The sequence below is a fragment of the Methanobacterium lacus genome (assembly GCF_000191585.1).
Classification (GTDB): Archaea; Methanobacteriota; Methanobacteria; order Methanobacteriales; family Methanobacteriaceae; genus Methanobacterium_B; species Methanobacterium_B lacus.
In genome coordinates this window covers 2,478,428-2,491,885 of the sequence record NC_015216.1, presented here as the reverse complement: position 1 = coordinate 2,491,885, position 13,458 = coordinate 2,478,428, and the positions used below count along the sequence as shown (strand labels likewise).

The window sequence follows — 13,458 nt, the reverse complement described above, 5'->3', positions numbered from 1 at the left end:
GATTTTAAGAATTTTCAGGGGGCTAAAAATGTCACAGAATTCTTCGTTGGATGATGTTAGCATAGTTCTTTGTGGTGAAGCTGGTCAAGGAATTCAATCAGTTGAAGCCATACTTGCTCAGGCAATTAAAAAATCTGGATACAATGTTTTTTCTACTAAAGAGTACATGTCCCGTGTTAGGGGTGGTGAAAATTCCACAGAACTGAGGGTATCCTCAAAAAGAGTCATGGCCTATGTAGACAGGATAGATATTCTACTATCATTGAGTGAGGGTGCAGTTCCACACCTCAAAAATAGGATATCAGAGTCCACAATCATCATGGGTGATGAAAAACAATTAAAATCAACCTCATTTGAAAACACCTTACCAATTCCACTTTTAGAAATGGCTAAAGAGATGGGCGGTGCAATTTTTTCAAATGTGATAGCGGCCGGAGTAATAGCATGTATTTTAAACGTTCCAAAAACAGTATTCAATGAATCAATTAAGGATATTTTCGGACGTAAAGGGGAAAAAATAGTAAATAAAGATATTTTAGCTGGAACTAAGGGTTATGAAATTGGAAAGAATATTATGAAATCCAACAGACTGAATATCAATGTAAAAACCAATGAAAATGTATTCAATGAAGTTCTTCTAAACGGAACAGAAGCAGTTGGTATGGGATGTATTGCAGGGGGATGTAAATTCATGTCTTCATACCCCATGACTCCTTCAACACCATTACAATCATTCATGGCATCAAATTCTGATGAATTTGAAATGATATTTGAACAGGCAGAAGATGAAATTGCAGCAATAAATATGGCCCTTGGAGGATCCTATGCAGGGGCAAGGTCCTTAGTTGCAACATCTGGAAGTGGATTTGCCCTTATGGAGGAAGCTGTTGGGCTTTCTGGAATGATAGAAACTCCTGTGGTGATTTATTTGGCACAAAGGCCAGGACCTGCAGTTGGACTTCCAACTAGAACCTCTCAAGAAGATCTGAACCTTGCACTTTATTCCGGGCCTGGAGAGTTTCCAAGGATAATATTTGCACCAGGAAACCTTGAAGATGCCTTCCATATTTCTCAACGGGCTTTTAATCTGGCTGATAAGTATCAAATTCCTGTGTTCATACTGTCAGACCAGTACTTCGCAGATATTTTCTACAACACACCCATGATGGACATCGATGCAACAAAAATAGAACATTATCTAATTAAAACAGATAAAAATTACAGGCGGTACCAGTTGACTGATGATGGAATATCACCTAGAGGTATTCCTGGGTGGGGTGATGGTCTTGTGCTGGTTGATTCAGATGAACATGATGAAGAAGGTCATCTAACAGAAAACCTTGACATCAGGGATAAAATGGTGGAAAAACGTCTTAAGAAATTGGATTTAATAGAGGGAGATGTTTTGGCTCCTGAACTTATTGGAAGTTCAGATTATGAATACTTAATTATTGGATGGGGATCAACCTACGGATCCATTCTGGAGGCTTTAAATAATTTAAACCAAGATAAAATCGGCTTTTTATATTTCAAACAGGTATATCCATTGGATAAATCAGTATCAGACTATCTTGTTAAGGCTGATAAAACCATTATTTTTGAAAATAATGCCCAGGGCCAATTTGCGGATCTTATCAAGCTAAAAACAGGGCATGATTTGCATAAAAAAGTTTTGAAATACAATGGAATGCCATTTTCAGTTGAAGAAATTGAAAAACACTTAAAAGAGTTTTTGGAGGCTTAATAATGGATTCTACACAGTTCGATGTCGAAGGTGCAGATGTTGCATGGTGTCCAGGATGTGGAAATTTTTCAATATTAAAAGCACTCAAGGAAACACTGGCAGAACTAGAAATAGCTCCTGAAGAAGTTGTTATGGTGTCGGGAATAGGACAAGCTGGAAAGCTGCCTCATTACATCAAATCAAATGTTTTCAATGGTTTACATGGGAGATCTTTACCGATTTCAGCCGCAATTAGGGCGGTAAATCCTGAAATTTTAGTAGTCAATGTCAGTGGCGATGGATGTACCTATGGTGAGGGTGGTAACCATTTCATACACAACATAAGAAGAAACCCAAACATCGTGAACATAGTCCATAACAACATGGTATATGGCTTAACCAAGGGACAGGCATCTCCAACAAGCCAGCTAGACTTCAACACACCTCTACAGGTTGATGGGGTGTTTGAAGAACCATTTAATCCTTTGGCCACAGCTATTTCATTGAATGCTTCTTTTGTTGCCAGAGCATTCAGTGGTGATATCAATCAAACTAAGGCAATACTTAAAAAAGCCATAGATCACAATGGATACTCTTTGGTAGATATATTCCAACCTTGTGTAACATTCAACAAGCTCAACACTTTTCAATGGTTTAAAAACAACACATACTACCTTGACGAATCCCATGATCCCACCGACAGGGAACTGGCCTTTAAAAGAGCCATAGAAACAGAAAAATATCCATTGGGAATCTTCTATATCAACGAGAAAAAGAAAACCTTTGAAGAAAGCTTACAGGTTTACAAGACAGATAAATCACCCATGTTTACCAGAAAACAAGATATGGACAAATTAAAAAATCTCATGGAATCTAAGAAATAATAATGAATGGTTATCCAGATTCCCTTGGTTTATACACATGGAACTATAAACTGAGTTGCACCTCAAATTTTTTTTAAGAGTTCGATCTAATTAATGAACATATCAAGGTAGTGTCAAACAGTGTTGAGAAAACAAATCCAACAAGGGGAAACAAAATGGATAAGATCAGAATATTATCATGGAACGTCAATGGGATAAGGGCTGTGCATAAAAAAGGTTTTTTAGACTGGTTTAATAATGAAAAACCAGATATATTATGTATTCAGGAAACTAAAGCCGTTAGAAAGCAGTTTCCACCAGATATTAGGGCTGTAGATGGATATCAACTTTACGTGTCCGAAGCATCCAGAAAGGGCTACAGTGGCACAGCAACTTACACTTCCCTCAAACCAGAAGGTGTGAAGTATGGATTTGGTGTTGAAAAATTTGATACTGAAGGAAGAACCTTGATAACTGATTATGGAGATTTTGTCCTATTTAACATATACTTTCCCAATGGAAAAATGTCCAAAGAAAGATTGGATTATAAGATGGAGTTCTACGACACCTTTCTGGAATATGCTGATGAACTGAAGGATCAGGGGAAAAACATCGTTGTTTGTGGAGATGTCAACACAGCACACAGGGAAATTGATCTGGCACATCCCAAGGAAAACTCAAAAATTTCGGGGTTCCTCCCTGAGGAAAGAGCATGGATAGACAAATTATTGGATCATGGTTACGTTGACACCTTCAGAGAATTTAACCAAGAACCAGAAGAATACACCTGGTGGAGTTACCGTACACGTGCAAGGGAGAGAAATGTTGGTTGGAGACTGGACTACTTCTTTGTTAACAGGGATTTCATGAAAAATGTCAGTGCAGCCTACATACTCCCAGAAGTGATGGGATCAGATCACTGTCCAGTTGGAATCGATGTCATCCTCTAAGAACTGATAAACAATGAATTTAGAACATCCTTTTTTTTATTGAAACTTAAAAGTTTTATTATATATACAACTAAATAGATACATTCAACTCTAAGTAAATATAACACTAGATAAATAATATTCAATTCTGAGAATTTTTTTGTTTAAACTAAAAAAATATATTAATTTAAATTTTGATAGAGGGAAGATCAATGGTTTATAAAGGTTTGTCAGCTGAGTTTTTGGATTCATCAGGTTTGTCAATTGGAGACTTGATAAAGGTAGAAAAGAATGGAACATCCTATTTTGGAATACTTCTTGATAGGGCAGAAGATCCTGATGAAAAACACATTGTAATCAAATTAAACAGTGGTTACAATATTGGAATCGATGTTAATAATGCAACGGCAGAACTGGTGGAAAGTGGGGATAAACCCAAGATAGAACTGGCTCCACTAAACATAGAAAAGGATGCTGAAAAACCAGATATTTCAATAGTATCAACAGGTGGAACAGTGGCATCGGTAATTGATTATAAAACCGGAGCAGTTCATCCAGCATTCACTGCAGAAGATCTTATACGTGCCAATCCTGAACTACTGGAACATGCCAACATAAATGGAAAGGCCATTTTTAACATATTAAGCGAAGACATGAAACCTGAGTATTGGGTTAAAACCGCAAGATCAGTTGCTGATGAGATCAACAACGGAGCAGACGGTGTTGTAATTGCACACGGTACCGATACCATGCACTACACCTCTGCAGCATTAAGTTTCATGTTGAAAACACCTGTACCTGTGGTTGTAACAGGTGCTCAAAGGAGTTCAGACAGACCTTCTTCCGATGCATATATGAATCTTATTAGCTCTGTTGTGGCTGCTAAATCTGATATAGCCGAAGTTAGCCTTTGTATGCATGCAGAGGAGGATGATTCCTTCTGCTATCTCCACAGGGGAACCAAGGTAAGAAAAATGCACACGACCCGTAGGGATACATTTAGAAGCATAAACTCCCTTCCACTTGCCAAAATACAAAAATCAAAACTTAAGCTAGTTGACAAAGCTATGGTTTACAACAAACGAAGCACTGAATCCTTGATAATAGAAGATGAAATAGAAGAAAAGGTTGCATTTATAAAAAGTTACCCTGGAATTCAGGCAGAACTAATTGACTACCATATTGATAAAGGGTACAAGGGAATGGTTTTAGAAGGTACAGGTTTGGGACACTGTCCAGAAGAGTTAATTCCATCCCTTGAAAGGGCAGCAGACGAATCTATTCCTGTGATCATGACATCGCAGTGTTTGTATGGATTGGTGAACATGAATGTTTACAGTACAGGGAGAAGAATTCTCTCGGCAGGAGTAATATCAGGCCTTGACATGCTTCCTGAAACAGCATTTGTAAAACTGGCATGGGCCCTTGGACAGACAGACAACATTAAAGAAGTGGAAAAAATTATCCACACCAACGTAGCAGGAGAATTAGGAGAAAAATCATCTGAAAAATTCTTTTTGAACTGAATTTTCTGGGGAGGGGTGATCATGAATTACGAAGAATTAGGCCTTAAAATGGGATTAGAGATTCATCAACAACTTAACACTGAAAAAAAATTATTTTGTCCATGTAAGTGTGAATTAATTGCTGAAAAACCTGATTATAAACTGCTAAGATACCTTAGACCAACACAAAGTGAACTGGGAAAAATTGACAGGGCTGCCTTCGAGGAATCCAGGAGAAAGCTTGAATTTATTTACGAATCTTACGATCATGAAACTTGCCTTGTCGAATCTGACGACGAGCCTCCACACCCATTAAACAGGGAAGCACTAGAAATAGCTTTGACCATAGCCTCATTACTCAACATGAATGTGGTGGACGAATTCCATACAATGAGAAAACAGGTGATAGATGGGAGTAATACTGGGGGATTTCAGAGAACCGGGCTCATTGCAACAGATGGACACATCGAAACAGAGCATGGAAAAGTTGTAATAGAAAACCTATGTCTAGAAGAGGATGCTGCTAGACGTATAGGCGAAAAAAAGGGTAAAATAATTTTCAGACTAGATAGGCTCGGAATACCCCTCCTGGAAGTAACAACTGACCCATCAATGAAACATCCAGAACAGGTTAGGGATGTAGCATATCAACTAGGTCAAGTTCTAAGGAGTACTAAGGTTAAACGTGGATTGGGAACCATAAGACAGGATCTGAACATCTCTATTTCTGAAGGCGCAAGGGTAGAGATCAAAGGTGTTCAGGACTTGGATACCATGCCTAAAATGGTGGAAAATGAGGTTAAAAGACAAATTGGCCTTATTGAAATCAGAAACGAACTGCTGAAAAGAAACGCCAGTGTTGACGAGAACATTCATGATGTCAGCAAACTCTTCGACGAAACAGAATCAAAAATAATATCCAAAGCAGTATCGAAGGGAGGAAAAGTCCTGGCAATCAAACTAATAGGATTCAAAGGACTCATAAAAAAAGAAATCCAACCTGGAAGACGGTTTGGAACTGAACTAGCTGGCTATGCTAAAAAGATGGGTGTCTCAGGACTTTTCCATACTGATGAACTTCCAGCCTATGGAATTACAATGGAAGAGGTAACATCCATTGAAGATCATCTTGAACTCTCAAATCAGGATGCATTTATACTGGTGGCAGATGAAGAAGAAAAAGCAACAAACGCCATAAAAGAAGTTCAAAGAAGGGCAAAAACAGCCATGATCGAGGTTCCAGAGGAAACTAGAAAGGTTTTAGAAGATGCTAACAGCGAATATCTGAGGCCATTACCTACTGCTAGCAGGATGTACGTTGAAACAGACATACCAACAACTGTAATAAAGAGGAACGACCTTGAGGAAATCCGTGCAAACTTACCAGAACTTCCCGATGAAAAGAAAGACAGGATAATAAAGGAATATGGACTGAGCCAGGATATCGCAAACCAACTGGTACGACTGGAAAGGGCAGATGACTTTGAGTACATAATGTCTAAAACAAATCTTGATCCAACCACGGTAGGATCTGCACTGGCTTACACACTCAAAGAGTTGAGGAGGGATGGAAAAGACATTTCAAAACTTGACAACGAAGTACTAGTTGAAACATTTTCGCTGGTAGATTCAGGTAAAATAGCTAAAGATGCTGTTAATGAAATTTTAAATGGTATATGTGATGATATGGGCTCTCCAGAAGAGATAGCCATTAAACTAAACTTGGTCATGCTTTCAGAATCTGATGTAGAATCCATCATCGATGGTCTGATAGAAGAAAATATTGACATGATCAAAGAACGAAAAATGGGTGCTATGGGTCCTTTAATGGGTAAGTCCATGGCAAAATTACAGGGAAAGGCCGATGGAAAATTAGTGAATAAATTTTTGAAAGATAAAATACAGAATATAATCAGTGGTTAAGGTTAGGATTTTCAAAAAAAGATAATTCATAAATTCAAAATTCAGGTGAATAGTATGGAAGAATACGATATCATCATAGTAGGTGCAGGTCCAGCAGGCTTAACTGCAGGTATCTATGCAGGCAGAGAAGGTTTAAAATCTGCTGTAATTGAGAAAAATCTTAGAGGTGGTAATGCAAATACGGCTCCGGTCATCTTAAATTACCCCGGTTACAAATCAATTCCCGGCATGGAACTCCTGAAGAAGATAGCTGAACAAGCAGAAAAGTACACTGAGATCAAAGAGAACGAGGAAATAAAGAAAATTGAGAAAATTGATGGAAAATTCAAGATTGAAAGCTCCAAAAATGAATATTTAACCAAATCCTTGATATTCTGCTCAGGAACAACCTACCGTAAGATTGGAGTTGCAGGGGAAGAGGAATATGTTGGGCGAGGAATTTCATACTGTTCAATATGCGACGGTATGTTATTCAAGGGCAGGGATGTTGTTGTTGTAGGTGGGGGAAACTCTGCAGCAGAGCACGCACTTCACCTAAATGATATCGGGGTGAATGTTAAATTAATTCACCGAAGGGGAGAACTTCGAGCTCAAAAGTACCTTCAAGAGAAACTTAAGGAAGAAGGTATACCAATCCTATGGAACACAACTTTAAAGGAAATTAAGGGAAACATGTTTATTGAAAGTGTTGTGCTGTACAACAGTAAAACCAAACAAGAACAGGAATTGAAGGTTAATGGAATATTTATAGCGGTTGGAGAAGTACCAAACAGCCAAATTGCAAATGATCTGGGTGTTGAAATTGATGATTTGAACTACATCGTAGCAGACAGGGATCAAAAAACCAACATTCCCGGAGTTTACACAGCGGGGGACATTACTGGCGGTGTAAATCAGTTGGTTGTAGCATGTGGAGAAGGTGCAGTTGCAGCAGTTAACGCCTACAACTATATCAAAAGGACGGAGTAAAACACAACCATCTTTTTTTTATAACTACTGAGGAAATTTTATCATGAAAGTACGTTTTGGACCTGCAGGTCGCCCCATAAATTTTTCAGGCAATGCTAAAGATGCATGTGCTTATATTAAAGCTGAAGGTCTGGATGCATATGAGTATCAAGCTACCTATGGAGTTAAAATATCCCAAAGCTCTGCAAAAGATCTTAAAAGCAGTTCCAAATCTGAAAATGTTTTGGTTTCAATGCATGCTCCATATTACATTAACTTATCCTCAAACAAGGACGATGTAATTGAAAGATCCATCCAACGACTTGTACAATCTGCAAAGGCTGCTGAATGGATGGGTGCCTACAGAATTGTATTTCATCCAGGATTCTACACCACATACACGCCTGAAGAGGCATTAATTAGGTGTAAAAATGCGGTAACAGATATTTTGGATGAGCTGGACTCTTTGGGTGTGAAAGATTTTTGCTTCGCACCTGAAACAACTGGTAAAAAGTCTCAACTTGGAAACTTGGATGAAATAATTGAACTGTGCAGATCATTTGATAAATTCCAGCCCACCGTAGATTTTGCCCATGTTCATGCTAGAAATGGGGGTGGAATAGCCTCTAGGGATGATTATGCCGGGATATTTGAAAAACTCGAAAATGAACTGGGAATAAATTGTTTACATTCCCATTTCACCCATATAGAATACACTGATGCCGGTGAGAGAAAACACCATATTCTAGGTGATCATAACTATGGACCACCTCTGAAACCATTTATCGAAGAAATTATAGAATGTGGATGGAAGGTTACAGTTATATGTGAGAGTCCACTAATTGATCAAGATGCGATAGTGATGAAGGATCTCTACAAAGACTTAGTAAAATTAGAATAAAATGAAATATTATTAAATTCTGGATGATTTTGATCTATATTTTGAATATAAAAAATTTCTCAAAATCAACTTTTTCTATGATAACTTTTTTATCGTTTGCATTACACATTATGTTCATAACAAACTGATAAAAAATTGATCTAAAACAAGAACTCTAATGGTTCAAACTGATCAAATTTATAAAATTTTTAACTAACAAAAAAAAATAAACTATATAATCAACATAATTAACGGTAGGTATCCTAGTGAAACTGAATAATATAACTCCTGATCCTTTGGTATCAGACAAAAAATCATTAAAAAATATTAATGAACCTAATGAGGATGCTAAATTAGTTGTTCTCCAATCAATTGGCTATCCTTTCCTATGTAACTTGGTTGAAAATCCCAAGATAGAAATATTCGACAAAGAACTCTTTGAATTGTATGCAAAGGAACAGTGGGAGGGATCTGTGGTCTACGAAGGATCTTTCCTGTTTGACCAGAAGCTACTACCTGACTTTGCATTTAAAATAGTCAAGGCCCATCCAGATAACTCCAAGATCACCTCAAAAACATCCATACTTTTGGTGGAGGTACCAGAATCAGCGGAGATCAAGAAAATAGAATCCAGCGTCAAGATGGAAGATGTTATAGGTCAAGAAAGGGCAAAAACCAAATGTAAAATTATCACCATGTACTTGAAGGAACCTGAAAAATTCAAGGAATGGGCACCAAGAAATGTTCTCTTCCATGGAACTCCGGGAACAGGAAAAACCATGCTTGCAAAATCCCTTTCAAACGAACTAAATGTTCCGCTGTATTTGGTGAAGGCCACAAGTTTGATAGGTGAACATGTTGGTGATGGTGCAAGACAGATACATGAACTATTTGAAATGGCGGCTGCAAATGCACCTTCAGTTATTTTCATAGATGAAATGGATGCAATAGGGCTTGATCGAAAGTTCCAATCGTTAAGGGGTGATGTTTCAGAAGTTGTGAATGCTCTTCTTACAGAGATGGACGGCATAGATCACCACAATGGAGTGGTAACCATAGGTGCTACCAACAACCCTCATTTGATTGACTTTGCAATCAGAAGCAGATTTGAAGAAGAAATAGAATTCACACTGCCTGATGAGAAGGACAGAAAAGCAATTCTTGAACTTTACATAGAAACACTGCCGCTTAAAACAGATTTTAATATTGAAAAACTTGTTAAATGTACAAAGGGCATGTCAGGTAGAGATATTAAGGACAGGGTTTTGAAGGTTGCACTCCACAAGGCCATATTCGAAGACCAGGAGATAATAACATGGGGTCACTGTAAGTACGCCTTAAAGCAACACAAAATTAAATTGAATGAACCTAAGGGAATGTTTGCCTAAGATTTGTATTCCCTTTGCATTCAACAATTTAATACTTTTTTTCATCTTTTAAGAAGTTTTTAACAGACAATTTTATAAGTAATAAAATGCTTTAGTAATTTGGGGACTAATCATGGGGCGAATGAGTATTAAGGATATAATAATCGATTCATTGAAATATTCTGCCTCGGACTTGAAGATTCTTCTTTTGTTGGGAATTGTACTGGTTATTGCAGATCTTGGTGATGAACTTTCCTTTCTTGGAGATATATCAAATACAGTTAAATTCACAATATTTGTTCTGGTTGTTTTAATTGCAATTTTTGAATCGGGATACGTGTTCAGAATAATAGAAGATACAATCAAGGGATCCAGTAGTTTACCCAAACTCAATGAATTTAGGCGAATGTTCATTCATGGATTGAGTGAAATCATACTGATCTTTATCTACTTCATAGTTCCAGTTGCACTGGTCATGGTTTTATACGTGTACTTCTTCGTTGGTGACAATATTGACGACTTATCTGTTCTTTCAGGACTGATACTACTCATCATAATATGTTTTGCAATGGTTATACTCTCCTTGTTCCCGGCTGTAATGCTTCACAGGGCTAATAATAACACTGATATCAGATCAAGTTTTGATATTCCTGCAATTTACCACAAAATCCGTAGAGTGGGATTTAAAAGACTGATAATTGTATATTCTGCTATTATTCTCTTGGTTGCAATCATAAGGGCAGTTATTGTACCTGACATAGAGGGGATCGTACCATTAATCATAGGAATTATCTCGGATATGTTAATAGCGCCTTACTTGTTGATATTCACATCAAGGGTACTGGGATTGCTCGATAATTAACAAGTGAAAATCTGTTTATTTAAAAGTAGAAGAATGTATTGAGAAATAGTTATCTAAAATTTTTTTTAATTTGAATCAAAGTTTTTGAATTTAGCATCGGCAACTTGGTTGTTAAAAAGGGCTTCAGCAGCTTTTATGGTGGTTTCATCCCCATTTTCTGCGGCTTTTTTAAGATTTCTAATAACATCGTTAAAAATTCTTTCCACAACGACTTTGGTAAGGTTGTCAACAACTTTTTCATTGCCGTTCATATCCCCCAACATCTTAAAAGCTTTTTGAGTCTCTAACTTCCTAATATTTTCGGCAGAAATTCTTATTTTAGATATTATAGGTTCAACTTCAAGTTGTTTAATGGATCTCTTCAACAGGATCATCTCTTCTGCCACGATCTCCTCAGCATCACATGCTTCAGCTTGCCTCATTTCACGACTTCTTTGTGCTATGCTTCTTAAATCGTCGATGTTAAAGAGTTTAACTCCCAGTTCTGCCACTTCTTCTTCGATGTCACGGGGATTTGCGATATCAACCATCACCATGGTTGAAAGATTTTCGCTTGGAACCACGTCCGAAATTTTATCTCGGGTTAATATGGGGTGAGGTGCCCCTGTTGCACTTATAACAACATCAGCATCTTTAATTGCTTCATCGAGTTTATCAAAATGTATTGCTGATCCACCGAGTTCCCTTGCAAGTTCAACAGCCCTGTCATGTGTTCTGTTGGCAACAACTATGGCTTTCAATTTTTTTTCAACCAGTGCCTTGGCAACCAGAGTTCCCATTTTACCTGCACCAATAACCAAAACCTTCTTGCATTTAAGGTCACCATGCACATTTTCTGCAAGTTCAACAGCAGCAGATCCAATGGATAATGACCCTTCATTAATTTTAGTCTTCTTACGAACAACTTGCCCTACATGAACAGCTTTTGTAAAGATGGTTTCAAGCATTTGACCACAACACCCATCTTTGACACTCCTATTTTTGGCATCCTTTATCTGCCCGAGTATCTGATCTTCCCCAATGATCATGGATTCTAAACCCGAAGAAAGTCTCAGAAGGTGTTCAATGGCATCATCATCAAAATCAGTAACAAAATTTTCTATTAAACGTTTATCAGGGTGTTCATTTAACACCAAATATATTTCTGCACGGTTACAAGTTTTTAACTCCACATATTCACGCACATCATAATTTGTAATGATCTCTTTGAACACGATCCCGAGTTGTTCGCTTGATTTTTCCATCTGGTTGATGTCTGCGGTTTTATGATCAACCCTGATATTTAGAATCAATTTTCTTTTCTCCATGAAATTATTAATGTTATAAAGATTTACAGATCAGAGTTGGAAATCAAGCTTGATCAATGGTATCTATGATCGTAGATGCATGTTTTTTGGCAGATTCCAAATCGCCTTTGTTTAACAGTTCTTTAATTTTTAGATCCTCTAAAATTTTGTAAAGATATTCCCTTCGAATTTTCTGATCATCAATATTTTGTTTTAAGATATTTCTAGCATAGTATTGTAGTTCGAGTTGGTATATATCCTCAGGTTTTATTACTTTTTGGATCTTTTTTCTTAACTCCTTTGACATGAGGGGGCTCTTCCCACCTGTAAATATACATATTTGTACATCGCCTATGAAAAAAGATGATGGTACAATGAGATTCCCATCATTTGGATTGTCTGCCCGGTTAATTAACTTATCTCCGGACATTTCTCCAACCCTGTTATTTAATTCATGATCTCCAGAAGCTGCAACAACAATATCTGCCCAGTCAATCCACAGACCAAGTTCATCAATGGATTTTACAATGGCTCCAAGTTGAACAAGATCATCATTCACATGATCTCCAATCAAAACAACTTTGGCGCCAGCATCTAAAAATCTTTCACATCGTCTGGATCCAACCTCTCCTGAACCTACAATCAAAACTTTTTTATCTGCCATGTTGAGGTAGAGAGGAGTCCAACCCATCCTATAACTCCAAATCTTTCATTTTAAGCAGTTTAGCTGCTTTTTTAACGTCGTTATCGCATTCCTTTAATACTTTGAATGCTTCTTCTCCTGTGACGTTGAAGGTTTCAGCAAGTGCAACAACACTTTCCTTGGTGTTTGATTCTGGTTGTCCTACTAATTGTTCGGATAACTGTTTTTTAAGGTCCATGTATTCATCAACACTCATATCGATCCTTCTCATAACCATGTCCCTTAATGGGCAGGGTTTTGAAGGTTTACAACACCATACAAGTGAACCGAAACAGGTTCCTTCTCCTTGACCAAGTTTGGTTTCTTCTGCAAATTTCTCTTTGATTTCTACGTATTTTTGTGCAGTCAGTTCTGCATCTTCAAGTGCGTATATTACTGGACAGGGTTTAACTGGTGGACAACAAAATGATAATGCACGTTTGTCCCCTCCCCTGCATACGTGTGATGGTGAATCTTCCCATGCCATTAT

General features: G+C 37.5%; 12 protein-coding genes. 9 read left to right on the top strand and 3 right to left on the bottom strand.

What is annotated here, in order from left to right; all coding sequences use genetic code 11:
• Positions 1-28 precede the first annotated feature (28 nt).
• From METBO_RS12140 to METBO_RS12100, 9 genes are all read left to right on the top strand, one after another.
• Positions 29-1,744, top strand: a complete 1,716-nt coding sequence (locus METBO_RS12140; protein ID WP_013646015.1) for a 2-oxoacid:acceptor oxidoreductase subunit alpha — start codon at positions 29-31, stop codon at positions 1,742-1,744.
• 2 nt (positions 1,745-1,746) lie between these two features.
• Positions 1,747-2,607, top strand: coding sequence for a thiamine pyrophosphate-dependent enzyme (locus METBO_RS12135; protein WP_013646014.1), 861 nt, complete (start codon positions 1,747-1,749; stop codon positions 2,605-2,607).
• A 155-nt stretch (positions 2,608-2,762) separates the two neighbouring features.
• Positions 2,763-3,536 carry an exodeoxyribonuclease III gene (locus tag METBO_RS12130; RefSeq protein ID WP_013646013.1) on the top strand — a complete coding sequence of 258 codons (774 nt, stop codon included), beginning with the start codon at positions 2,763-2,765 and terminating at the stop codon, positions 3,534-3,536.
• A 191-nt stretch (positions 3,537-3,727) separates the two neighbouring features.
• Complete coding sequence (gene gatD, locus METBO_RS12125; protein ID WP_013646012.1) at positions 3,728-5,041, top strand: Glu-tRNA(Gln) amidotransferase subunit GatD; 1,314 nt, start codon at positions 3,728-3,730, stop codon at positions 5,039-5,041.
• Between the two features lie 21 nt (positions 5,042-5,062).
• Complete coding sequence (gatE, locus tag METBO_RS12120; RefSeq protein ID WP_013646011.1) at positions 5,063-6,943, top strand: Glu-tRNA(Gln) amidotransferase subunit GatE; 1,881 nt, start codon at positions 5,063-5,065, stop codon at positions 6,941-6,943.
• Between the two features lie 21 nt (positions 6,944-6,964).
• A complete protein-coding gene (locus METBO_RS12115; RefSeq protein ID WP_227717275.1) occupies positions 6,965-7,912 on the top strand; it encodes an NAD(P)/FAD-dependent oxidoreductase in 948 nt (315 codons plus the stop codon).
• 43 nt (positions 7,913-7,955) lie between these two features.
• Positions 7,956-8,792 carry a TIM barrel protein gene (locus METBO_RS12110; protein WP_013646009.1) on the top strand — a complete coding sequence of 279 codons (837 nt, stop codon included), beginning with the start codon at positions 7,956-7,958 and terminating at the stop codon, positions 8,790-8,792.
• 245 nt (positions 8,793-9,037) lie between these two features.
• Entirely contained in the window at positions 9,038-10,159 is a 1,122-nt protein-coding gene (locus METBO_RS12105; RefSeq protein WP_013646008.1) for an AAA family ATPase, read from the top strand.
• A gap of 112 nt (positions 10,160-10,271) precedes the next feature.
• On the top strand, positions 10,272-11,000 hold the full coding sequence (locus METBO_RS12100) for a DUF4013 domain-containing protein (RefSeq protein ID WP_013646007.1): 729 nt from the start codon (positions 10,272-10,274) through the stop codon (positions 10,998-11,000).
• A 65-nt stretch (positions 11,001-11,065) separates the two neighbouring features.
• Here the strand turns inward: METBO_RS12100 and hemA are convergent, their stop codons facing one another.
• From hemA to METBO_RS12085, 3 genes are read right to left on the bottom strand one after another with little or no spacing between them, the layout of a single operon-like run.
• On the bottom strand, positions 11,066-12,292 hold the full coding sequence (hemA, locus tag METBO_RS12095) for a glutamyl-tRNA reductase (RefSeq protein WP_013646006.1): 1,227 nt from the start codon (positions 12,290-12,292) through the stop codon (positions 11,066-11,068).
• A 58-nt stretch (positions 12,293-12,350) separates the two neighbouring features.
• Positions 12,351-12,977 carry a precorrin-2 dehydrogenase/sirohydrochlorin ferrochelatase family protein gene (locus METBO_RS12090; RefSeq protein ID WP_013646005.1) on the bottom strand — a complete coding sequence of 209 codons (627 nt, stop codon included), beginning with the start codon at positions 12,975-12,977 and terminating at the stop codon, positions 12,351-12,353.
• 1 nt (position 12,978) lies between these two features.
• On the bottom strand, positions 12,979-13,455 hold the full coding sequence (locus METBO_RS12085) for a methanogenesis marker 9 domain-containing protein (RefSeq protein WP_013646004.1): 477 nt from the start codon (positions 13,453-13,455) through the stop codon (positions 12,979-12,981).
• Positions 13,456-13,458: the final 3 nt, after the last annotated feature.